The 23,215-nt window shown below is 66.9% G+C and carries 21 protein-coding genes and 1 pseudogene; 7 read left to right on the top strand and 15 right to left on the bottom strand.

Annotated elements, in window-relative coordinates; translation table 11 throughout:
• Positions 1-166: 166 nt before the first annotated feature.
• From RZE77_RS11270 to senA, 9 genes and pseudogenes are all read right to left on the bottom strand, one after another.
• Positions 167-1,357, bottom strand: coding sequence for a PD-(D/E)XK nuclease family protein (locus tag RZE77_RS11270; protein WP_319441912.1), 1,191 nt, complete (start codon positions 1,355-1,357; stop codon positions 167-169).
• 10 nt (positions 1,358-1,367) lie between these two features.
• Positions 1,368-3,812 (bottom strand): ATP-dependent helicase, encoded by a 2,445-nt coding sequence (locus RZE77_RS11265; RefSeq protein WP_319441911.1) that lies wholly within the window; start codon positions 3,810-3,812, stop codon positions 1,368-1,370.
• Positions 3,813-4,308: 496 nt separating this feature from the next.
• A protein-coding gene (locus RZE77_RS11260; protein WP_405547598.1) for an IS3 family transposase occupies positions 4,309-5,444 on the bottom strand; the annotation gives its coding sequence in 2 pieces (ribosomal slippage) (positions 4,309-5,192 and positions 5,192-5,444; 1,137 coding nt in all).
• A 72-nt stretch (positions 5,445-5,516) separates the two neighbouring features.
• A pseudogene (locus RZE77_RS11255) lies at positions 5,517-5,774 on the bottom strand (helix-turn-helix domain-containing protein); the annotation flags it as partial.
• 319 nt (positions 5,775-6,093) lie between these two features.
• The gene (gene phnE / locus RZE77_RS11250) at positions 6,094-6,933 is read right to left on the bottom strand and encodes a phosphonate ABC transporter, permease protein PhnE (protein ID WP_319441910.1); all 840 of its coding nucleotides are present in this window, start codon (positions 6,931-6,933) and stop codon (positions 6,094-6,096) included.
• 13 nt (positions 6,934-6,946) lie between these two features.
• Complete coding sequence (locus RZE77_RS11245; RefSeq protein WP_319441909.1) at positions 6,947-7,786, bottom strand: PhnE/PtxC family ABC transporter permease; 840 nt, start codon at positions 7,784-7,786, stop codon at positions 6,947-6,949.
• A gap of 2 nt (positions 7,787-7,788) precedes the next feature.
• On the bottom strand, positions 7,789-8,607 hold the full coding sequence (locus RZE77_RS11240) for a phosphonate ABC transporter ATP-binding protein (RefSeq protein WP_319441908.1): 819 nt from the start codon (positions 8,605-8,607) through the stop codon (positions 7,789-7,791).
• A 25-nt stretch (positions 8,608-8,632) separates the two neighbouring features.
• A complete protein-coding gene (locus RZE77_RS11235; protein ID WP_319441907.1) occupies positions 8,633-9,490 on the bottom strand; it encodes a putative selenate ABC transporter substrate-binding protein in 858 nt (285 codons plus the stop codon).
• A 53-nt stretch (positions 9,491-9,543) separates the two neighbouring features.
• Complete coding sequence (gene senA / locus RZE77_RS11230) at positions 9,544-10,794, bottom strand: selenoneine synthase SenA (RefSeq protein WP_319441906.1); 1,251 nt, start codon at positions 10,792-10,794, stop codon at positions 9,544-9,546.
• On the opposite strand from senA, the gene senB reads away from it, so the two are divergent.
• Entirely contained in the window at positions 10,782-11,774 is a 993-nt protein-coding gene (senB, locus tag RZE77_RS11225) for a selenosugar synthase SenB (protein WP_319441905.1), read from the top strand. The genes senA and senB overlap by 13 nt on opposite strands.
• Positions 11,771-12,844: a selenophosphate synthetase SenC gene (gene senC / locus RZE77_RS11220; protein ID WP_319441904.1), complete on the top strand. Its 1,074-nt coding sequence runs from the start codon at positions 11,771-11,773 to the stop codon at positions 12,842-12,844. Before senB ends, senC begins: the two co-directional genes overlap by 4 nt.
• Before the next feature lie 58 nt (positions 12,845-12,902).
• Here the strand turns inward: senC and RZE77_RS11215 are convergent, their stop codons facing one another.
• The 4 genes from RZE77_RS11215 to RZE77_RS11200 all read right to left on the bottom strand — a co-directional run bounded on the left by RZE77_RS11215 (position 12,903) and on the right by RZE77_RS11200 (position 15,814).
• Positions 12,903-13,715 carry a helix-turn-helix transcriptional regulator gene (locus RZE77_RS11215; RefSeq protein ID WP_319441903.1) on the bottom strand — a complete coding sequence of 271 codons (813 nt, stop codon included), beginning with the start codon at positions 13,713-13,715 and terminating at the stop codon, positions 12,903-12,905.
• A gap of 28 nt (positions 13,716-13,743) precedes the next feature.
• Positions 13,744-14,523 (bottom strand): acetoacetate decarboxylase family protein, encoded by a 780-nt coding sequence (locus tag RZE77_RS11210; RefSeq protein ID WP_319441902.1) that lies wholly within the window; start codon positions 14,521-14,523, stop codon positions 13,744-13,746.
• Between the two features lie 97 nt (positions 14,524-14,620).
• Complete coding sequence (locus tag RZE77_RS11205) at positions 14,621-15,106, bottom strand: DUF305 domain-containing protein (protein WP_319441901.1); 486 nt, start codon at positions 15,104-15,106, stop codon at positions 14,621-14,623.
• A 54-nt stretch (positions 15,107-15,160) separates the two neighbouring features.
• Positions 15,161-15,814, bottom strand: coding sequence for a hypothetical protein (locus RZE77_RS11200; protein ID WP_319441900.1), 654 nt, complete (start codon positions 15,812-15,814; stop codon positions 15,161-15,163).
• A gap of 254 nt (positions 15,815-16,068) precedes the next feature.
• Between RZE77_RS11200 and RZE77_RS11195 the strand changes: the two genes are divergently transcribed.
• Positions 16,069-17,079, top strand: a complete 1,011-nt coding sequence (locus RZE77_RS11195; RefSeq protein ID WP_319441899.1) for a LacI family DNA-binding transcriptional regulator — start codon at positions 16,069-16,071, stop codon at positions 17,077-17,079.
• A 6-nt stretch (positions 17,080-17,085) separates the two neighbouring features.
• On the opposite strand, the gene RZE77_RS11190 is transcribed toward RZE77_RS11195, so the two are convergent.
• The gene (locus RZE77_RS11190) at positions 17,086-18,165 is read right to left on the bottom strand and encodes an L-idonate 5-dehydrogenase (RefSeq protein WP_319441898.1); all 1,080 of its coding nucleotides are present in this window, start codon (positions 18,163-18,165) and stop codon (positions 17,086-17,088) included.
• A 19-nt stretch (positions 18,166-18,184) separates the two neighbouring features.
• Complete coding sequence (locus tag RZE77_RS11185; RefSeq protein WP_405547596.1) at positions 18,185-19,105, bottom strand: 2-hydroxyacid dehydrogenase; 921 nt, start codon at positions 19,103-19,105, stop codon at positions 18,185-18,187.
• 217 nt (positions 19,106-19,322) lie between these two features.
• On the opposite strand from RZE77_RS11185, the gene RZE77_RS11180 reads away from it, so the two are divergent.
• From RZE77_RS11180 to RZE77_RS11165, 4 genes are all read left to right on the top strand, one after another.
• A complete protein-coding gene (locus RZE77_RS11180) occupies positions 19,323-20,084 on the top strand; it encodes an SDR family oxidoreductase (protein WP_319441896.1) in 762 nt (253 codons plus the stop codon).
• Between the two features lie 3 nt (positions 20,085-20,087).
• Entirely contained in the window at positions 20,088-20,987 is a 900-nt protein-coding gene (locus RZE77_RS11175) for an NAD(P)-dependent oxidoreductase (protein WP_319441895.1), read from the top strand.
• A gap of 44 nt (positions 20,988-21,031) precedes the next feature.
• Positions 21,032-21,370, top strand: a complete 339-nt coding sequence (locus RZE77_RS11170) for a putative antibiotic biosynthesis monooxygenase (protein ID WP_319441894.1) — start codon at positions 21,032-21,034, stop codon at positions 21,368-21,370.
• A 67-nt stretch (positions 21,371-21,437) separates the two neighbouring features.
• Complete coding sequence (locus tag RZE77_RS11165) at positions 21,438-23,165, top strand: hypothetical protein (protein WP_319441893.1); 1,728 nt, start codon at positions 21,438-21,440, stop codon at positions 23,163-23,165.
• The last annotated feature ends 50 nt before the right edge of the window (positions 23,166-23,215 follow it).

Here is a 23,215-nt window from a genome sequence, read left to right as displayed (position 1 = left end):
CTTGGGTGGCGACAACTCGGTCTTTCTCCGAAGACACTGACGTCGTGGATTGAACGCGAGGAATCTAGGCTTTGCGCAAGTCCCGTCGAACACGGTCAAGGCGTTGCAAACGCCGCGGCTTTGGAAGGCGGATCGCAATCGCGAGGCGCGAAGAACGTATGCGCCTTCAGGGAGCCATAGGCGGAGCAATCTCGTAGTGCGACGGAGAGCCCGACGGTTTTGGGCAGGAGGGTTGAAAGTCACAAGCGACACAGGTCTGGGCGTCGTTGCAATTCGCGTCCCAGACGTGAGAGATTGCCCCGTCAGCCACCTCTTCCGAGATGTTCGACTCGATCTCCAACACCACTCTGTCGAACTCCTTCAATGATCTGGCGATGCTGGCCTCGGTAATAGGAATCACACGCAAAGCGCGCCTGATCCTGAAACCAACGGACAGGTTGCTCGCGCCGGCCACGCCTTGCCTCCACAAATTCAAGGTATTGAAGTCCTGGGAACCCTTTTCTGGAAGAACGTCACTGCGCCCTTCATGAAATGCACGCGCCATATTTCGCATGTCATCAGAGTTCGGCAGCAACTCATTGATGTACAGCAGTATCCCCGCCACCACAGGCTTGGCGTCCGCCTTCCGCTGACGCAGCCATCCATACGTCTGGATCTGCCATTCATGCTGCTGCCAGTACTCAGCGTTCGACTCGGGGCGAGCCGCGCCCTTGTAGTCAACGATCACCTCATACTCGGGAGGAGTTTCAAGTCCCTGTGCAGCCAATTCCTCTTCAATTGCCTGTCTGATGAGGTTCTCTGCGGGCACGGTGTTCATCTTGATCGCAGTGAGCACATCTACGACACCGGTAAGCCCGTAACGACTAGCGCGCAATGCTTCGCCCTGCGGGTGAGGCGGTAATAACCGAGAGCCAGTGAGCGGCTCTTCAGCGCATTCGACGAGTGGAAAAAGGTGCGGCCCGACAAGATTAATCGCCTCCCGAACTCGTTCGTATGCAGACAAGCGGGCAGAAGCATTTCTTGCCGATTTGCCTTGGATCGCCAAGGTATTCTCAACGCGTCTGCCTATTTCACCAATGTCGTTCTCAGCCAAACCAAGATCGTTCTGCCGCGCGCTCCATTCGATGGGGGTGCATGGCCAAGGCAGGGGGTATCCCTTGGCGCGCCATAAAGTGAAAGCCATCTCCATAACGCCATGGACGAACTCACCGAACCACAACTGAACTGGCCTCGCCGGAGGCAGAGCACTTCCATTCTGGTAACGGTACTGCCTAGAGCACCTCATGTATGACAAGAGGTCACCGGTGAGGCTGTAGTCCGGGATCGATTTCGCTTCCTCGCGCGCTGTTAATTTCATCACTGGTCTCCTAGATAAGCAGCAGAGGGTGATTCTCGGGCTGGGCGGGCGTCTGCTTTGTCAAGGGAGGGTTATTCGCGCGCCAAGTCCAGTCTCCGTTTCGCTGCCAAAACATAGCGACGTTAGAAATCTTGCTCCCATACTGCATACAGTTGGTTGTCCCCACCAAGATCAACAAGTGCTTTGGCCTGCTGTACGCGACGTAGTACAGGCGCACGAGATCGTCGAATGTCCGGTCAAGCGCCGGCCTGGCTGTGCGGTACGCCCCGATCGGCGTATGAACCGCAAGGTGATCTTCCATGTCTGCCTGCGAACTGGGCTTCTTGGGAAATCGCCGGAAGGCTTGGGTGTGATGGTTGGTCTTGAAGTCAGAACCTACATCCACAATCACGACGGGAAACTCAAGTCCTTTTGACTGATGAATTGTCATGATATTTAAGCGCGACCGGGGCAACGCAAATAGCAAGTCCTCATCGACGTCTATTTCACGCTCAGCCACCGGCACCAAAACGTCCGAAAACACACTGTTGACACTGCGCTCGTTGTGCTCTGCCTTGGGCGACGAGGCCGCATGATTGAGCACATCAAGGTTGTACGCGGAATAGTTCGCGCCCTGCGCGACACAGCGTGTGATGGCCTCCAAGTAGATTTGATGCTCCGGATCGTCTTGAAATCTGGGCAACCAAGTGATCAGCTTGTAGATCAAGTCGAGTACCGGCCACTCGTCCGGCCACTTCTTACCGTTGCCCGTCTTTCGCGATTTCCAACCAGCAACAAAACTCGCAAGGCTGCCGCTCTTCGTATGAGGCGCGGGGTTTGTACCCACATAGATTAAAGCGGTTGCCCGCCATTCCTGTATGTACTCTTTCGATTTGTTCGAGATGTACATCGTCAACTCGCGGTTTGCCCCGGGGTCTACGCACTCCGCAATGAGGCCCAACAAGATTCGCACATCTGGAATGTCGCGCAAGTCTTGGCCACGCGGATTGAAAACACCCGAGCCTAGAGCTTCGAGCTTTTCTCTGAGCAAAGCAGGTAACCGGGCCGTTCTGTCGTCGTCATCCTTGTACTCACGAACGGTGGACGACAGCAGCAACGCGTCACCCATCGCCCCAGCGGCACCATCTCTTTCGATCAGAGTGGAGGTGCCTGGCACCTGAAAGCCGGCACCCAGAAAGATGCTTTCCAGGACCGATGCCAAATCAGTGGCGATGTCGTCCGTGTTGGCGCGAAACAACCCTAGGATAGGCACTCCCTCGTCAGTCTTCGACACGACCACTTGTGGCTTGCCCTGAACCCTGGCTGCCTGAAAACCTGCGTCGTGAGTCGCGAAGGTGTTGAAGAAATTTATGATCTGTGGCGATGACCGATAGTTGCGCATCAAGTACACCGGCTTCGGGGCCACGGCAACTACATTGGCTTGGTACCTAGTCACAAAATTCGTGAACAACTCCACCGTTGCACCTCGGAAGCGGTAGAGCGCTTGGTCGTCGTCCCCAACCACCGTGAAAGCCGCCCCCGATCGCTTCGCCAGTTCAAGGTAGATGGCCTCTTGTATCGGGTTGGTGTCTTGATATTCATCAACCAGCAGCGCCTTGATCTCTGGCATCGATGAGTTGGGATACAAGGTGCCCGCACGCGCTGCTTCCAGGATGACGTGCGCACACGTCGAAAAGTCGACTAGTAACTGTTGATTTAGGTAGTCGCGATATTGGGTCAGGAGATCGTGCTGGATCTGCTCTGCCGACTTACCGTTGGCGCCTGCGGTGATTCCTGCCGTCGCCCATGCCGAAGCATCAACGAGGTCCTGGACCAGTCGACCGTTTAGCTCGAACGCCTTGTCGGCGGCGTCTCCTTGAGTCCGAGGCGGCCTGCCATCGAAGGTAAATTGGCCGAGGTAGTCGTACAGGGGATTGCTCGCGCCCTGGGTTCCCCATGCTCCCGAAGCCTGTGCCGCGTTCACCCCCCTGAAGATCTTTCTTCGGAAGATGAACTTCGCCGCGAATTGCTCTAACATGATGCGATTGGGCGAACCGACTGGCTTGATGACACGCAGCCAGTCCTGCAAGAAACTATCCAAGGTTCCGGTCTGGAACGAGTTGATGTCTATGCGTCCAAGCCAAGTCACTAAGGTGGCGTTTCCTTTTGCCGCCGCGTCAGACTCGAAGTATTCAACCAGCCGGGTGCCCCAGTCGATAAGACGATCCCTCAGTTCGGCGGCAGCCTTGCGAGTGAAAGTAGTGATTAGGACGTTGTCTGGCTGAAAACCATCCACGAGGACATGGCGCAGCGCACGAAGAACCAGGACAGTCGTTTTCCCGGACCCCGGCCCCGCAACAATCATCAGAGCTGGGCTCAGACCTTGCTTGACGGATTCGAGTTGTTCCTTGTTGAGCTTCTTGTCGAGTACTGCTGGGGCCGTAACCGCAGCAAGAAAGCTGTCTATGGAGATCATGTGGTGCGCGCCCCTCATGCGCTGCAGCAGCTTGTATAAAAATGTACTGCTGCTGGTAATTTCACAGAAATTCGTCTCTATGGCAATCGATTTCTAAGGTTGGGCCCGCTGGGTGAAAAACACGAGTAGCCGCTTCGAAAACGTCGTGCGTCGGTCAATCGGTTCGCTTACGAGCGGCTTGGAGACCGCAACTTGCCCGGACACCTACGTCGGCGTGGTTTCGGACCTGCTAGATGCGGCCACCGACTTTCCAACCAGGCAGGAAATCGACTCCCGGCCAACGATCCCCTGCGTCGTCTTGATTCTGGAATCTCCTCACGATAAGGAGTTCAAAGGAACGCCAGGGCCAGCCAAGGGTGCCACCGGCGTGCAAATCCGCCGGCACTTAGCTGGCCTGCTACAAATTGACTCGAGGTCGTTCGGACTGCTGCTTATGAACGCGGTTCAGCATCAGTGTTCGCTCGGGTGGGCTGCTGCCGGTTTCGTGGACACCGACCTAAGCTTTTTGAGCTTTCTCGAACTGTATCGGACTGACGTAGCCGAGCGTCGAGTGACGACGCGTCGGGTTGTAGAACCGCTCGATGTAATCGAACACATCAGCGCGGGCCTGTTCCCGGGTCCGGTACACCTTTCTAGCCGTGCGCTCAGTCTTCAGTGAACTGAAGAAGCTCTCCATGGCCGAGTTGTCCCAGACCTCGCCCGCGCGGCTCATGCTGCAGGTGATGCCTTGCTCCTTGAGCAGCTCCTGGAAGTGCTCGCTGGTGTATTGGCTTCCTTGATCGGAGTGATGCAGCAACGCGACCGGCTTGCCCCGGCGCCACACGGCCATCATCAACGCATCGGCCACGAGTTGCGAGGTCATGCTGTCCTGCATCGACCAGCCGACGATGCGACGCGAGTACAGGTCGAGCACCGCAGCGGCATACAGCCAGCCCTCGGCCGTCCAGATGTACGTGAAGTCGGCCACCCACTTCTGGTTGGGCGCATCAGCCTGGAACTGCCGGTCTAACACGTTGTCGGCGATAGCGCTGCGCTGGCCTCGGTCTTGCGGCAAGCCTCTGCGTCGTGGCCTCGCACGCAGGGCCTGTTGACGCATGAGCCGTTCAATGCGGTGCAATCCGCATCGCTGACCGAGTGCCAGCACGTCATGCCACACGCGCCGGGCACCATAGGTGCGGTCACTGCCCAGGAAACTCTGACGCACCTGGCTGCCGAGCACCTCGTCTTCCAGACTGCGTTGGCTTCGGGGCCTGCTAAGCCACGCATAGAAGCCGCTTCGCGAGACACCGAGCGCCTCGCACATCATTGCCAACGGCCACGTCCCTCGGTGTTTCGCAACGAAGCCGAACTTCACATCGACTCCTTGGCGAAGTAGGCCGCCGCTTTTTTCAACAGGTCACGCTCCATGCGCAGCTTGGCGTTCTCCTTCCTCAAACGCTCCAGCTCAGCCTGTTCGGGCTTCATCACGCCATGACCAGGGAACGCCTGCTGCGGGTCCGCAGTCGCCTCACGTACCCATTTGCGCAGCACGTTCTCGTGCACATCGAGGTCGCGTGCAGCCTGCGCCACCGACACGCCTCGTTCCTTCACCAGCTTGTTGGATTCCATCGATCTCTGACCCGAGATTTCCATTGAATACTGACCCACCCGCTTTGTGAGCCTGAAGGCTTCACGGTGTGGATAAGTGCTTGGTGTTCTCCTTGTGTGGATCTGCCGCAGATTGCGCCGCTGTTTGCGCGATTTGGTTGCCTCGATCGCGAGCCAGGTCGCGAGCTTCTCGGCATAGGGATCGAGCTTGCTTGAGCTCGTCCGCTTGGCGTAGCGCGGCTCTTCATCGCCGGCTCGCAGGTACTTCTTTACGGTGTTGCGAGACAGGCCTGTACGCCTGGCTATCTCGCGAATGGACATCTGCTCGCGCAGGGCCCAGCGTCTGATGACACTCAATGTCGCCACGTCTATCACTCCTAGGATCCCCTGCTTTAAAAATGAGCAGGGTAGGGTTTTACGTGGGTCAGTCTTAGACGGAAATTACTGCGTTAGCTGGGTCAATTTTCGGCGGCAATCAACACTAGGTCATCCGAAGCGCTCCAACTTGGCAATACTGGTGCACACGCCGTGCACACGGACGCCCCTAAGTAGTTGATTTATCTCAGGTTTCCGATTTATCCATCATGGGCGCGACGGAAATGACTTTTTCTTTCAAATTCAACAGCTTGGCGCTTTCGTTCATACAGATGGCCTTCAGCTGTAGTTTCTCATGCAGCGGCCGCCCGGGCGCGGTTCACCGCCCCATCAGCCGCCGCGCGATGTAGCTCGCGGCATCCACCAGGGCGACCAGCACGATCATCGCCAGCAGCACCGTGCCGGTCTCGCCCATCTGGAACAGGCCCAGGTGGAAGGCCAGCATCTGGCCCAGCCCGCCGGCGCCGACCACGCCCAGCACGGCCGCGGCGCGGATGTTGTTCTCCCACCGGTAGAGCGCATAGCTCATCAGTTGCGGCAGCACCTGCGGCAGCGTCGCATAGAGGAACACCCGCCCTTCCGGCACGCCGCGCACGCGCAGCGCGAAGGCCGGGCCCTGCGCCGCGTTCTCGATGCTCTCGGCGAACAGGCGGCCCAGCACGCCGGAGGTGTGCACCGCCAGCGCCAGCGTGCCCGCGAAAGGCCCGAGGCCCGCGGCAATCAGCAGCAGCGCGGCCCACATCAGCTCCGGCACGCTGCGCAGGGCGTTGAGCAGCAGCCGCGTGGGGCCGCGCCAGCGCGCCGGATCGCCGGCGTGCAGCTTGCTCGCGGGCAGCGCGAGCAGCAGGCCGGCCACCACGGCCAGCAAGGTGCCGACCACCGACATCGCCAGCGTCTCGAGCGCGGCCGGCAGCAGCTTCTGCAGGAAGGCCGCGCCAAGGGCCGGCCTCGCGAGCTCGCCGGCGAAGCGGCCCATGCGGGCCAGCGAATCGATCGAGAAGAAGCGCGCCCACTGCAGGTCGAGCGACCAGAAGCTCGCGACCACCAGTGCCACCATCGCAGCGACCATCCAGCAGGCGCGGCAGCGCGCATCGAACAGCGGCGGCGGCAGCCGGTAGACCTCGTTGGCGGCGGATGATTGCGGCTCGATCTTGGGCATGGCGAGGAGGCTCTCAGGCCAGGGCGCGCCGCAGCCAGGCGCTCAGCCGGTCGGTGGCGGCGACCAGCAGCACGAACACCAGCAGCATGGTGCTGACCTCGGCGCCGTTGAACATCTTCATCGACGAATCCATCTGCTGGCCGAGGCCGCCCGCGCCCACGAAGCCGAGCACGGCGGACGATCGGATGGCGCACTCCCAGCGATAGACGGTGTAGCTGGTGAGCTCTGCCGCGTTCTGCGGCAGCAGGCCGTAGAAAAAGGCCTGGATGCGGCCGGCGCCGTTGCGCAGCAGCGTCTCGGTGGGATGGGCATCGCCGCTCTCCAAAATCTCGCCGTAGACCTTGCCCAGCATGCCGGCGTAGGTCAGCGCGATGGCCAGCACGCCGGCCGTGACGCCCAGCCCGACCACGCGCACGAACACCAGCGCCCAGATGAGCTCCGGCACGCTGCGCAGCACGATCAGCAGGCCGCGCACCGAAAAGCGCAGCACCGCCGGCAGCGCCGCCATGCGGCCGGCCAGCCCGGAGATGGAGAGCGAGCGCACCGACAGCAGCGTGAGCGGAACCGCCAGCACCATGGCCAGCGTCAGCCCGGCCGTGGCAATGGCCACGGTGCGCCAGGTTTCCCGCGCCACCAGCGCCAGGAACTCCGCGTCCATGCGCGGCGGCACGAAGCCGGCCAGAAACCGCAGCGCCGGCTCCATGCTGCCGGGCGCCAGCAGCAGCCAGGGCTTGAATTCGGTCAGCACGAGCATCGGCCACAGCACCACGGCCGCGGCCAGCAGCCAGAACACGCGGTGCGCCCAGGCGGGGTCGCGCTCGGCCGGTGTTGTGCGTGACGGGACGGCGGCCATGGTCAGCGGCAGTGCATCACGACAGGAGCCGCTGCGACCGGGCCCTCGTCGAGGACCCCAGCCTGCGCCGGCTCCTGCGCATACAGCTCGCGCAACAGGGCCGGCGTCACCTGCGCGGTCGGCAGGTCGAAGGCTAGCGACCCGTCGCGCAGGCCGATGATGCGCGGGAAGTGCTGCAGCGCGAGCGGCACGTCGTGCAGGGTGGCCACCAGCGTCGCCCCGCTCTCGCGCGCCCACTGCGTGAGAGTGTCCAGCGCCTGCCCGGACCGAGCCGGGTCCAGGGCCGACAGCGGCTCGTCGACGAGCAGCAGCTGCGCCTCGGACAGCAGGCCGCGCGCCAGTCCCACGCGCTGCCGCTCACCGCCGGACAGGCGGTCCACGCGCGCGAAGAGCTTGTCCGCCATGTCGAAGCGCGCCAGCGCAGCATCGGCCTGCGCGATGCCGATCGGATAGAACAGGCTGCGCAGCGCCTGCCACAGCCCGATGCGCGGCAGCCGGCCGGCCAGCACCGCGGTCACCACGCGCTGGCGCGGCGGCAGCGGCGGCACCTGGGGCGCAAGGAACAGCCGGCCGCGCAGGCGCTGCAGTTCGCGCCGGGGCAGCCGCCACGGATTGCGGCCGTCGAGCTCGATGCTGCCGGCCGCGGGCGCGAGCGCGCAGGCCATCAGGTGCAGCAGCGTCGTCTTGCCGGCGCCCGAGGGGCCGATCACCGCGGCCTGCTCGCCCGCCGCCACGTGCAGGTCGAGCGCCCGCAGTGCGGGCGGCGCCGCGGCGGGGGCCGCCGGATGACGGCCGGACGCCGACCGCAGCTCGATGTTCACCGGCCTCGCTCCTGCATGGCGCCGGTCAGTTCAGCAGCCCGGCGTTGCGCGCCGCGGCCTCGATGCCCTTGTAGTTCTCGGCGCGCGTCGGCACGAAGCGCGTGGCGCGCTGCAGCGCGAGGATGTCCTTGCCCTCAGGCGTGGCCGGGCTCAGCTCGACGAATGCGCGCACCAGCTGCTCGCGCCTGGCGGCCGGCATGTCGGCATGCACGGTCCAGTTGTAGTCGTAGTAGGCAGGCGTGGTGTAGAACACCCGCACCTTCGCCGGATCGACCTTCTTGTCGGCCACGAGCTTCTCCCACACCGAGATGTTGAGCGCCCCGGCGTCCACCTTGCCGGATGCGACCGCGGCCACCGTGGCGTCATGCGCGCCCGAATAGGCCACGCGCTTGAGGTCGCGGTCGGGGTCGATGCCGGCCGCCAGCAGGAAGCTGCGCGGCATCAGGTGGCCCGAGGTGCTGGACTGCGAGCCGAAGCTCAGGTTGCGGCCCTTGAGGTCGGCGAGCGAGCGGATGTCCGGGTTCGTCGTGATGAACACCGAGCGGAATTTCTCGTCTTCCTCGCGCTGCACCAGCGGCACCACCTTGCCGCCCGAACGATGGCTGGCCTGCACGAAGGTGAAGCCGCCGAGCCAGGCCAGGTCGACCTGCTTGTTGGCGAGCGCCTCGACCGCGGCCGCGTAGTCGGTGACCGGCGTGAACTCGACCTTCACGCCCAGCTTGCGCTCCAGGTAGGCGGCCAGCGGCGCCGACTTGCGCGCGAGCTCGGTCGGCGATTCGTCGGGAATCGCGGTGATGCGGAAGGTTTGTTGGGCCTGCGCGGCCGCGGCACAAGCCAGCAAGGCCAGCGCCAGCACGAAGCGCGGCAAAACAGCAAATTTCATGAGACTCCCGAAAAGCGAAGAACAAGGCGGGGATTAGACCGCAAGAGCCCCGGTCACCCGCCGGCGGCCCGGCAGCTGCGGAAGCCGGCGAAGATGTCGCGGCGGTGCGGCTCGAAGAAGTTGCGGTAGCGCGCATGCGCGAGCGCCGCCGACGTGGCATGGCAGGCGCCGCGCAGCACGCGCCGGGTGCCGAACCACGGCGCCGAGTAGTCGCGGTAGGGATGGGGCGTGAAGCCCGGGTAAGGCTCGAACGGGCTCGAGGTCCATTCCCAGACCCGGCCCCAGGCGAAGCCCGGCAGCGTGAGCGCCGCGCACTCCCATTCGGCTTCGGTCGGCAGCCGCCGCCCGGCCCAGCGGCACCAGGCTTCGGCTTCATGGGCGTTCAGGTGGACCGCTGCGCCCATCGGGTCGAGCGGCAGCCAGCGGCCGCCGCGCCGCTGCTGCCAGCCGGTGCCCGCCACACGAAGATGGGTCGGGTGGCGCAGCGACTGGCGCGCGAGCCAGTCGCGGCCTGCGTCGGACCACCACGCCGGTTCCTCATAGCCGCCGCCTTCCACGAACGGTAGGAAGCGCGCCCAGCTCACGGGCTGCGCGTCGATGCGCAGCGGCTCGATGGCGACGTCGTGGGGCAGCAGCTCGTTGTCGAACGCAAAGCCGGTGCCGGCGTCGGACCCGATGCGAAAGCGCTGCGCCGGCAGTTCCAGTTCGGCATCCTCCGCAGGCTGCGGCGCAGGCCCGCCCTCGCGCAGCGCGATGCCCAGGCCCTCGCCCATGTAGGCCGCCGCTTCCGCATGCATGGCCTCGTGCAGGGCGACCAGGCGGAAGAAGTAGAGCGCATCGTCGTGCGCATCGGGCGAGAGCTCGTCCAGCAGGGCCAGCGTTTGCGCGATCGTGCGTTCGAGATAGCCGCGCGTGGCTTCGGCATCGGGCAGCGGGAGCGCCCAGCGGGTGCGGTGCGCCACGCGGCTGGAGTCGTACCAGGCATCGGCCTGCGGCAGCAGCGAGGGCTCGCGCGCATGGTCCGGCTCGCAGGCCACGCCGCGGGCGCGCTGCCTGTTGCGGCCGATCCACCATTCCTGGAACCAGGCCACGTGGCCCAGTTCCCAGAGCGGCGGATTGAGTTCGGGCGCGTAGCCGATGCCGGGATAGGCGTCTCCCAGCGCGGCCCGAACATCGTCCGCAAGATCGAGCGTGCGCCGCCGCGCAGCGAGCAGCGCCGCGCGCACCGAGGCCGGCGGCCCCGCGCGAAGCGCGAGTGCCTCGGGCGCGGCGGCCACGCTATAAACAGGCGATGTCGAATCCATCGGTTGTCATCGTAAGCCCGGCGTTGCCCGGCGCCAACAACGGCAACTGGCGCACCGCCCAGCGCTGGAAGACCCTGCTGTCGCCGGCCTGCAGCGCACGCGTGGTGCAGCAGTGGCCCGATGCGGGCGCATCGGCCGACACCGTGATGCTGGCGCTGCACGCGCGGCGCTCGGCACAGTCCATCGCGCACTGGGCAAAGGCCCACCCCGGCCGCGGCCTGGCCGTGGTGCTGACCGGCACCGACCTGTACCAGGACATCGGCAGCGACCCGCAGGCGCAGCGCTCGCTGCAGCTGGCGCAGCGCCTGGTCGTGCTGCAGGCGCTGGGCGCCGAGGCCCTGCCGCCGGAATGCCGGAGCAAGGCCCGCGTGGTGTACCAGTCGACATCCGCGCGCGCCGAACTGCCCAAGTCCGCACGCCAGCTGCGCGCGGTGATGGTCGGCCACCTGCGGCAGGTCAAGTCGCCGCAGACGCTGTTCGACGCGGCGCACCTGCTGTGCGGACGCGAGGACATCCGCATCGACCACATCGGGGACGCGGGCGATGCCGGGCTGGGCGAGCTCGCGCGCGCACTCGCCCGCGACTGCCCGGGCTACCGCTGGCTGGGCGCCCTGCCCCATGCGCAGACCCGCCAGCGCATCCAGCGCGCCCACGTGCTGGTGCACACCAGCGCGCTGGAAGGCGGGGCCCACGTGATCATGGAGGCGGTGCGCAGCGGCACGCCGGTGCTGGCGTCGCGCGTGCCCGGCAACGTCGGCATGCTCGGCGGCGACTACGCGGGCTACTTTCCGCACGGGGACGCCGCCGCACTGGTGGCGCTGCTCGAGGCCTGCCGCACGGGCCAGGGTTCCAAAGACCGCGCGGCCGGTCTGCTGGACAGTCTGCGCACACAATGCGCGTTGCGCGCGCCGCTGTTCGACCCCAGGGCCGAGCAGGCCGCACTGTTCCAACTCCTGAACGAACTCCAGCCACCACCATGAACGCTGCCCTCCCGCAAGCCCCCGCCACCGAGCCCCGCCTCACCTCGCTGTCGCATGGCGGTGGCTGCGGCTGCAAGATCGCGCCCGGCGTGCTGTCGGAAATTCTCAAGGGCACCGCGCGCATGCCGATGCCGCCCGAGCTGCTGGTCGGTATCGAGACGGCCGACGACGCGGCCGTCTACCAGCTCAACGACGAACAGGCGCTGATCGCCACCACCGACTTCTTCATGCCGATCGTCGACGATCCGTTCGACTTCGGCCGCATCGCGGCCACCAACGCGATTTCCGACGTGTATGCGATGGGTGGCAAGCCGATCCTGGCGCTCGCGCTGGTCGGCATGCCGATCAACGTGCTGAGCACGGCGACCATCGGGCGCATCCTCGAAGGCGGCGAATCGGTGTGCCGGGCGGCGGGCATTCCGATCGCGGGCGGCCACACCATCGATTCGGTCGAGGCCATCTACGGGCTGGTCGCGCTCGGGCTGGTCCACCCGAAACGCGTCAAGCGCAATGCCGGCGCAAAGGCCGGCGACGTGCTGGTGCTGGGCAAGCCGCTGGGCGTGGGCATCCTGTCGGCGGCGCTCAAGAAGGAAGCACTCGACGCGGCCGGCTACCAGCGCATGATCGCCACCACGACGCGGCTGAACACGCCCGGCCCCGAGCTCGCGGCGCTCGACGGCGTGCATGCGCTGACCGACGTGACGGGCTTCGGCCTGGCCGGCCATGCGCTGGAACTGGCACGCGGCGCGAAGCTGTCGCTGGAGATCGACTGGCAGCAGGTGCCCGTGCTGGAAGGGGTGCGCGACCTGGTGCAGTCGGGGCATGTCACCGGCGCGTCCGGCCGCAACTGGGCCGGCTACGGGTCCGACGTGGCGCTGCCGCAGAACTTCGCCGAGGAAGAGCGCGCCCTGCTCACCGACCCGCAGACCAGCGGCGGACTGCTGGTTTCGTGCGCGCCCGAGGCACTCGACGAGGTGTTGGCCATCTTCCACCGGCATGGCTTCGAAGGCGCCGCGGTGATTGGCAGTGCCGGTCCGCAAGGCAGCGCGCCGCGGCTGGCGATCCGCTGAGGCGCGGCCGCGTGGGCCGGTCTGCCCGGCCATCGGCCGCACAAGGCCGCGGTTTTTCTCATGCGGCCCTTTCCACCCGCTGCCGGCTGGCCATGTAGTTGCCCGGCGTCACGCCGAAGCAGCGGCGGAACCACCTGGAGAAATGCGCCTGGTCCACGAAGCCGCATTGCGTCGCCACCTCGGCAGGCGCGATGCCTTCGCGCAACAGCGCCTTGGCCCGGCCGATGCGCGCGAGCCGCGCATAGTGGGCCGGCGTCATGCCGACGGCCGATCGGAACAGGCGATGAAAATGCTCGCGCGACACGCCCAGTCGCTGGGCGAGCGAAGCAGGGGCGATGCGGCAGGCGTCTTCCATCGCCAGGGCCTCGCAGACCGCCTCGACGCGGGCATCGCCCGGCAGGCGCTCGACCGGCACGCGCTCTTCTCCGGTCTGTGCGCGCAAGATCCGCTCCAGGAGACCGGCGACGTCCGCACCATCCTCCGATTGCGCTGCCGCAGCCAGTGCACGGGCCGCACGCTCGTCCTTCCAGACTCGCTGGCGAAGCACGCCCCGCTCATCCGGTGGCCACGCGAGGCGCGCCGCCACCCAGCCATGCGGCACATAGAGCATCACCATCCGGAACCCCTGCGCGCTGACGCCTGCCGTGTGCAGCATGAACGGCGCCATCAGCACCAGGTCGCCGGCCTGCGCCACATGCCGTTCGCCGGCGCATGTGAACTCGCAATGGCCTTCGAGGATGGCGCCCACGCTCCACTCGGCATGCCAGTGCAGCTCGAAGCGCGCCTTGGGATCGGCCGCGAACATCGCCTCGATCTGTGCGCCGCCTTCCATCGGCAGGCCGATCACGTGGGAGGTGGCGGAGAAGTTCATCCTCCGAAGGTTAGCGCCGGCGGCGCCCTCATGCGGCCAGCGCCCCCCGAACCGTGATGCCGATCCAGCCTGCACTGGCCCCGGCCGCTTCCACGCGTCCAAGCAGCGACAGCTCCTCGACGGGGTGTTCGTGAAACTGCAGCGTCGCGCGGCCTTCCGTCCAACCCGGTTCGACGCGATCCACGATGTCGGCACGCAGGTAGCGAGGCGCCGCGGGAATGCCGGGCTGCGTCAGATCGGGCCAGCCCACCGCGCCGATCGTCGGTGCGGCGAGGAAGCCCAGGCGCCCGGCCTTGCCGCCCGTGAGCGTGACCGTGGCATCGACCAGCCGACGCTCCTTCACGCTGAGGCTCGCACCGAGCCGGCTGCCCGTGGACAGCGGCGCGGCTGCGGGATGCGCCAGCGGCAGGCTGCGGGTGAGCCAGGTCTGGCCGATCTTCTTGGGCCAGCCCTGCAGCCAGCCGCGCAGCAGCGAAATATCCTGGTCGACGTAGATCAGGGGGCAGTAGAAGCGCGCATCGCCGCCCTGCCTCGGCGCAATCTCGAGCACCACGATGGTCTCGCGGTATTGGGCATACACGGGGTCGAGCAGTTCCTGCCCATCGTTGCCGCAGGACTGCCAGTCGGCGAAATGAACGCAGCCCTTGCCAGTGGGCGCGCCGAGTTCCGGCGGCACCATGGCCGCGCCAAGCCGCGCGTCGAAAGCGAACGCCACGTTGACGAGCCAGCCGGCGTAATGCCAGGGCGGCGCCTGCACGAGGGCGCTGCGGCCGGAAGAAGTGAAAGGCGGCGTGAAGGACGGCGGCATCGGTTTCCTGCGAGTTGGAGAAGACAACGCCGCACGATAGGACCGCGGACACCGGCCGTCTTGTACGCCAGTGATCTGCAACTCGGCCGGGCTTGCGCTACATCGCACCCAGTCTCTGGCGGATCGCGTTCATCTGGTCGATCTCATTGCGCTGCGAGCTCGAGATCTGCCCGCACAGCCTGAGCAGCTCCGGGTCCTTGAGCTCGGCCTCGCGGCACATCAGGATGGCGCCCGAATGGTGCGGCACCATCGAGGCAACGAACTGCCTGTCGCCGATCAGGCCCTGCTGCCGTGTACCGGCAAAGGCTGCGACAAACAGGATCGCGAGCCCCGCATGGAGCACCGCGTTGAGCGCCTTGCTGCGGTACATGCCTCGCATGGTGGCGAGCATGATGATTCCCATGGGCGCGACCATGGTGAGCGCCATGTAGAACATGTTGAGGTTGTTCCGGAAGTCGCCCCAGCCGTCGATCATGGAAAACATGACGAGGTACATGGCGACGAAGCTGAGCAGCATGTTCACTGCAAACATCCCGTAGGGGTGCCCGCCTTCGTGCTGCGGGGCATGTTCGTGAGATTCCATCGTGTTCTCTCCTTGTGTCGGTTGGTGATGATCGGGGCCTCGCGCGCAAGGACGTCATCCGTCGGCCCCATCGGGGAAGCGGACCGCCAGTCGCTGCTCGGCCACCGCCCAGGCTCGGAGGTGGTAGCGGCGCAGCAGCAGGATGCAGGCGGCGAAAACCAGCGCACCGGAAATCACGGCAAGCGGCATTCCCAGGCCGAACAGCGATCGCGCCAGGATGCCGGCGAACACGCCTGCAATGGCGCCGCTGATCGTGCTCACCATGCCCGCGGTCGTCATGAAGTACTGCAGGGGCGACGGCTTGAATCCCTTGTCGACGAGCACTGCCGAGTTGTCGTCGTGCGTGGAGTGGATGAGGTATTGCTGCATGGCCGGTGCGAGCTCGACGTAGTAGTGCCGGATCCGCGCCATGCCGCGGGCGTGCACCATGTCCTCGATCGCAACCTGCACGGCGCGCACGAAGGTGGCCACGCCGATGAAGAAAAGACAGGGAAGCAGGACCAGGCTGAACAGCACGAACGGCAGGCCCATTTCCGTGACCTGCGCGACGAACGACAGCGCGATCGTGACGCTCGACACCGCCGTAAGGAACAGGTTGGCGCGCTGGTTCGCCTCCTGGATGGTGGCCGCACGCGCGGTCTGCAGCACGAAGTGCTCGGTCGTCATGCACTGCAGGAGCTGTTGCGCCTCGTGGCTTTCCTTTGTCATTCGGCCAACCTTGGAGATCCATCGACGCCTGGCAAGCTCACGGACGCGAACGCCTCGCGTAGGAAAAGAGCGCATCGCCTCGTGAGAAGGTGCACGTGTCGGCGCGCCGTGCATCCTTTTGGATGCGTCGACGCGTCTGAATTGCCATTTCAGCCCGGCTGTCGCCTATCCTCGGACCCGCGTTCCAGCATTCCAGAGAGACCTGTCCCTTGCCCTCTTCCAAAGCATCCGCCCCTCGGCCTCGTCCGGCGACGATGGCCGACGTCGCCGCGCGTGTCGGCGTCTCGAAGATGACGGTGTCGCGTGCGCTGAATCGCCGCACGGGCAGCGACCGCGCGACCTCGGAGGCGCTGCGCCAGCGCATCCTCCAGGCCTGCGAGGAGATGGGCTACGTGATCGACCAGACCGCGCGCACCTTCTCCAGCAAGCGCTCGGGCTTCGTTGCGGTGCTGATCCCGTCGCTGAACAACTCCAACTTTTCCGAGACGGCGCAAGGCATCGCGGCCGCCCTGGAAGCGCGCGGACTGCAATTGCTGCTGGGCTACACCGACTACCGCGTGGAGACCGAGGAGCGCCTGCTGCGCGCCATGCTCGCGCGCCGGCCCGAGGGCGTGATCCTCACCGGCGGTGCCCACACGCCCGCCGCGCGCGCCATGCTCCAGGCGGCCGGCGTGCCGGTGGTCGAGACCTGGGACCTGCCCGCCACGCCCATCGAGCACACGGTCGGCTTCTCCAATGCGGAAGCGGCCGCCGCGATGGTGCGGCACCTGCACGGCCAGGGCTACCGGCGCATCGCCTTCATCGGCGGCACCTCGAACCGGGACACGCGCGGGGCCGACCGGCAGCGCGGCTATGCCGAGGCGATCCGCGAACTGGGCCTGCCCGACGGGCGCGTCATCGGCTTCGGACAGCCGCCGATCTCGATGGCGCAAGGTGCCGAGGCCGTGGTGCAGTTGATCCGGCAATGGCCCGACGTGGATGCGGTGATGTGCGTGTCCGACCTCTCGGCCTTCGGCGCGCTGATGGAGTGCCAGCGCCGCGGCTGGGAGGTGCCGGGCCGCATCGCGATCGCGGGCTTCGGCGACTTCGAGGTGGCCCGCGCCTCGCACCCGCGCATCACGACCGTGGCGCTGGACTGCGTGGGCATGGGCAGGGCCGCGGGCGAATTGCTGCTGCGCGTGATCGACGGCTCCCGCGAGGGCCGCCGGCCGCCCGCGGAAACGGTGCTGATCCCGTTCCGCGTCGAGCAGCGGGAAAGCTCCTGAGGGCGTTCAGGCCGCCGCGGTTTCGGCGCCGGTGTCGGTGTCGGCAAAGTCGATCAGCACCTTCATCGCGCGCTGCCGATCGCTCGCGAGCTCGAAAGCCTCGCGCGCCTGCAGCATTGGAAAGGTGTGCGACACGACCGGCGACAGGTCGACCCGCCCTTCGTTGATGAGCCGCACCGCCAGCGCGAATTCCGCATGGAAGCGGAACGAGCCGCAGATGCTGAGCTCCTTGGCCACCACCATGTTCTGGGGAATGCTCACGTCGCCGCCCAGGCCCAGCTGCACCACCACGCCGCGCGGGCGCATCACCTCGAGCCCGTCACGCAGGGCGCGTTCGTTGCCCGAGCATTCGAGCATCACGTCGAAGCTGCCCTTGTCGGCCGAATAGCGCGACACCCAGGCCTTGTCCTGCGCGACGTTGATGGCGTGGTCGGCCCCCATGGCGCGCGCGATGGCGAGCGGTTCGTCGACCACGTCGGTGGCGGTGATCTCGGCCGCGCCGTGCGCGCGCGCGGCCGCAATGGCCAGCACGCCGATGGGCCCGCAGCCGGACACCAGCACGCGCTTGCCCAGCAGCGGGCCTGCGCGCGACACGCCATGCAGCCCGACCGAGAACGGCTCGGCCAGCGCCGCCAGCCGCAACGGCACATGATCGGCCACCTTCACGCACTGGGTGGCCTCGCACAGCAGCATGTTGCGGAATGCGCCCTGCACGTGCGGCATGCGCATGGCGCTGCCGTAGAAGCGCATGTCCAGGCACTGGTTGGGCAGGCCCTCGAGACAGAACTTGCAGGCGCCGCATGGGCGGCTCGGATTGATGGCCACCTTGTCGCCGATGCGCACGCTGTCGACGCCGGGCGCCGTGGCCACCACGGTGCCGGCCACCTCGTGGCCCAGCACCATCGGCTCCTTGATGCGCACGGTGCCGAAGCCGCCGTTGTGGAAGTAATGCAGGTCGGAGCCGCAGATGCCGCCCATGCCGACCTTCACCAGCACCTGGCCCGGGCCGATGTCTCCGGCGTCCTGTTCCTCCAGGCGCAGGTCGTCGGGGGCATGGATCACGAGGCACATACAGCGCATACGCATGGGGTTCTCCTTCAGGCCGTCAGGCGACCGGGGTGACGAGGGGCTGGCCGCCGAAGTGGGCCTGCAGGTTGCGGCGGACCAGCTCGCCCATGGCGCGGCGCGTCTGCTCGGTGCCGCTGCCATGGTGCGGGTGCAGCACCACGTTGTCCAGCGCCGCAAAGCGCGGGTCGATGCGCGGCTCGTTCTGGAACACGTCGAGTGCCGCGCCCGCGATGCTGCGCTGCTCGAGCGCCTGCAGCAGCGCGCCCTCGTCCACCGTAGTGCCGCGCGACACGTTCACGAGCCAGCCCTTCGGGCCGAGCGCCTGCAGCACCTCGGCATCGACGATGCCGCGCGTGGCCTCGCCGCCGGGCAGGATGACGATCAGCACGTCGCACCATTCGGCCATGGCCGCGAGGCTGCCGAAGTGGCGGTGCGGGCTGTCCTCGCGTGCCGTGCGGCTGAAGTAGCCCAGCTCCATCTCGAAGCCCGAGAGCCGCCGCGCGATGGTGCTGCCGATGCGCCCGAAGCCGGCAATGCCCACGCGCTGGCCGAAGAAGCGCGTGGCCAGCGCCATCGGGCCCTTGGCCCACTCGCCGCTGCGCACGAAGCGGTCGCCGGCCGGAATGGACCGCTGCAGCGCGAGCGTGAGGCCGACGGCAAGGTCGGCCACGTCGCCATTGAGCACGTCGGGCGTGTTGGTCACGCGGATGCCGCGCGCGCGGCAGGCTGCAAGGTCGATGCCGTCGGTGCCCACGCCATAGCAGGCGATCAGCTCCAGGGCCGGCAGCGATGCGATGAGCTCGGCGCTGGCACCGAGCTCGCCGCGCGTGGCCACCGCGCGGATGTCCGCGGCGTGCTCGGCGATGAAGGCCTGCCGGTCCGGCGCCTCCCACCAGCGAAGCAGCGTGTAGCTCGCCTGCATCGGCGCCATGTCCCATTCCGGATAGGGGCCGGGCATCAGCACATGCGGGGGTTTCGAGGCAGCGGTCAAGCGGATTCTCCTGCGGGGATGGCGCGGCTGCGCAAATTAGATACCGGTAACTCTAACCGCGATCCACCAGTGCCAGAGAGAAGCCACACGAAGGTTTTCACCATTGACGGCACAATAAGATACCGGTAACGTATTTGCATTGCCACCGCGCCCGCGCATTCCGCCATCCCTCCTGGAGCCCCGCTTGAAACTCTTCGACCTGACCGGGCGCACCGCCCTCATCACCGGCTCCAGCAAGGGCATCGGCTTTGCGCTGGCCGCGGCGCTGGGCTCGGCCGGCGCGCGCATCGTGCTCAATGCGCGCGATGCCGTCGCGCTCGAAGCCGCGCGCGACGCCCTGCGCGCCCGGGGCGTTGCGGCCGAGGCCGTGGCCTTCGACGTGACCGACGCCGCCGCGGTGGAAGCCGGCGTGGCGCGCGTCGAAGCCGACATCGGCGCCATCGACATCCTGGTCAACAACGCCGGCATGCAGCATCGCGGCGCGTTCGCGGAGTTTCCGATCGACGCCTGGCACAAGATCACCACCACCAACATCGACAGCGTGTTCTTCGTCGGCCGCTTCGTGGCGCAGCGCATGATCGAGCGCAAGCGCGGCAAGATCATCAACGTCTGCTCCGTGCAAAGCGAGTTGGGCCGCCCGGGCATTGCGCCCTATGCCGCCACCAAGGGCGCGGTGAAGATGCTCACCAAGGGCATGGCGATCGACCTCGGCAAGCACGGCATCCAGGTCAACGGCCTGGGCCCGGGCTATTTCAAGACCGAGCTGACGCAGTCGCTGGTGGCCGATGAAGCCTTCACGGCCTGGCTCTCCGGCCGCACGCCCGCGGGCCGCTGGGGCGACGTGGAAGAACTCGGCGGCGCGGCGATCTTCCTGGCGTCGGACGCATCGAGCTTCGTCAACGGCCACATCCTGTACGTGGACGGCGGCATCACCGCGAGCCTCTGATCCATGGGCGCGAAGCCAGGCCAGCGCGTGGCCGTGATCGGCGTCGGCATCATGGGCTCGGCCATTGCGCGCCGCCTGCTCGAATGCGGCCACGCGGTGTGCGTGTTCGACCTCGACGCTGCCAAGGTCGCCACGCTGCAGCAGCAAGGTGCGCTCGCCGCCGGCACTGCGGCTGCGGCCGCATCGGCGAGCGACTTCGTCATCACCAGCCTCAACTCTGCGGCGGTGCTGGAGCGTGCGCTCTTCGGCGAAGCCGGCGTGGCCGCCGCTGCGCCCGCCGATCCGCGGCGGCTGCTGATCGACATGTCTTCCATCGACCCGGCCTCCACGCGCCGTCTCGCACAGTTGCTGCACGAGCGCACGGGCATGGGTTTCGTCGATGCGCCGTTGTCGGGCGGCGCGCCCAAGGCCCTGCTCGGGCAACTGACGGTCATGGCAGGCGGCAGCGAGGACGACGTGGCGCGCGCACGCGCCGTGATGGACAGCCTGTGCGCCAACTACACCCGCATGGGCGAAAGCGGCGCGGGCCAGACCACCAAGCTGGTCAACCAGCTGCTTTGCGCGATCGGCTTCCAGGCCGTGGCCGAGGCGGTGCGGCTGGCGGAGGCCGGCGGCGTCGATGCGTCCAAGCTGCACACCGCGCTGGCCGGTGGCCGGGCCGACAGCCAGATCCTGCGCGAGTTCGGCCCCAAGATGGCCGCGCGCGACTTCACGCCCACCGGCCGCATCGACAACATGCTCAAGGACCTCGAGGCCGTGCAGGCCTTTGCACAGGGCGAACGCCTGCCGCTGCCGCTGGCGGGCGCGGTCTCCGAGCTGCACCGCGCCTTCGTCGCGGCCGGGCTCGGGGCAGAAGACACGGCCGCCATGATGCGGCAGTTCAACGGCTACGCGCGCGACTGAAGCGCGTGCTGGCTGATATTGGCCACCCACAGAAAGAAGACACCATGTTCATCCGTTGCGCGTTTTTCCGGGGCCGGGTCAAGGCCGGCATGGAAGAGGCTTTCGACCGGCACGTGCACGAAAAGCTGGTGCCGCTGTGGACCCGCTTTCCGGGCGTGCTCGAAGTGCGCGTGCTGCGCCAGATCGAAAGCGACGTGAGCGATCCCGAACTGGCCATGGTGCTGTCGACCCGCTATGCGAGCCGCGAAGACATCGCGCATGCGCTCGATTCGCCGGTGCGCTACGAAAGCCGCGAGGTCTCGAAGCACCTGTTCGAGATGTTCGACGGCACGGTCTTCCACACGGTCTTCAGCGCCGAGGAATTCCCGCTCGCCAACCGTTGATGCGGGGAGGAGCCGCTGGCGGCAAAGGAGAAAGCTCTCGCATGAACGGGGCGGCACAATCGTCCGCGTGCGCCTCTTCAACCACTGCCTGCCCGCCGGCCTCGCGCTGGCACTCGCTCTCGCCGCGCCCGCTGCGCGCGCGGCAGACCCGGTGCTGCTCGTCACCTCGCCGGCCGCCCTGCAGGCCGCCGAGAAATCCGGCGCCGGCTTCGCCCGCTGGATCGGCGCAGCACCCGCTTCGGCCGACGGCATCACGAGCAACCAGGCGCTGATGCGCGCGCCGGCGTGGCAATCGATCGCCACGCCGCTCGGCGACAGCCTCGCGCGCATCCGGCGCAGCGACCCGCAGGCCGGCGTCGGCATCTCGCGCTACCCGCATCGGCTGTTCGATGCGCGCTGGCTTGCGAGCCCGGACGCATTCTTCGAACTGGTGGGCGTTGCCAACCGCATGGACCGCCGGCCCTTCCAGAACGGCGCCTGCGGCGAGACGCGGCTGGTGTACCGGCTCGCCTACCGCACCGCCGCGATGCAGTCGCGCCTGCCGATGACCGTCAACGTGGAACTGCGCGGCGATGCGCCCGACGCCGACGGTAGTTGCGCGAGCACCGCACGGCGCTGGCAGCCGCCGCAGCCCTCGATGCGAGACGAGGCGTTCGGCCGCTGGCTGGTGTCGGCCGACGGTCCGCTGGCGCCGCAGCGCCTCGCGCCCGCGCGCATCGCGCAGGTCACCATCAACCTGCAGAGCGTGCGCTGGCCCTCGGCCGTGCGACCCGATCTCGGCGGCCATGCGGAGTACATGCTGCGCGCTTTCCGCTGGAATGCAGGCACGCGGCGCTTCGACGTGGCGCCGCTCGAAAACACGCCCGATGTCGCGCGGCTCAAGGCCAGTGCCCCGCTGCGCAAGGAGCTGCGGCAGTGGCTGCAACAGCCCGCCAACCTGCGCGCGCTGGACGAGGCCACGCTGCAAATTCCCGAGAAGTTCCTGGCGACCGAGGCCATCTCGGTGGCGCCGCGCGGCCTTGCGCGGCTGGCGAACCGGCCGTTCGCACAGGTCTTCCCGCCCAGCGAATGGCAGGCCGTGCCCGGCAGCCGCACGCTGCAGTCGCCGCAGGCGCTGCTGCGCCGCCTCGACGACCTCAGCTGCATGGGCTGCCACCAGAGCCGCGCGGTCGCTGGCTTTCACCTGCTCGGCATCGACCGGCGCGGCGCATCGCGCACCTTCACGGCGGGCAATGCGCTGGCGCTGCCGCACTCGCCGCACCTGCAGGACGAACTGGCGCGGCGCGGCCGCTATGTGCACGCCGCGCTGTCCGCGCCTCTGCCTGATCCGTTCCGGCCGCTGGCCGAACCCGACGTCACCGATGCCGCACCGCAGAAAGCCACGGTCGGCGCGAGCTGCGAGCCCACCCGCATCACGCAGTCGGCCAACCCATGGCTGGACCGCGCCGAAAAACTGCCGCGCGTCGCCTGCGAAGGCGCGTCCTCCGTGTGCGAGAAAACCTCGGTGGGCTTTCCCGGCGGCATGTGCTCGGGCCCGTGCGATCCGCTGGACAAGAACGGCACCTGCGGTGGCATTGCCATCCTCAGCGACTTCAACCAGTGCCTGGCCGCGAACAGGCCCTTCGGCGAATGCCTGGGCAGGCACACGCGGCCCGGCAACCTGCGCAGCTGCTCGGCGCAGCAACCCTGCCGCGACGACTTCATCTGTGCGCAGGCTGAGGGCCAACCCGAAGGCCGCGGGGCGTGCATACCGCCGTACTTCCTTTTCCAGATGCGGGTGGACGGGCACTCCTGACACCACCGGCACGGCGCGTCATCCTTTGGGTGACAACTTCTGAACTATGG

It is taken from the genome of Variovorax sp. SPNA7 (assembly GCF_033807855.1).
GTDB classification, from domain to species: domain Bacteria; phylum Pseudomonadota; class Gammaproteobacteria; order Burkholderiales; family Burkholderiaceae_C; genus Variovorax; species Variovorax beijingensis.
This window is presented reverse-complemented; position numbering and strand designations above follow the sequence as displayed.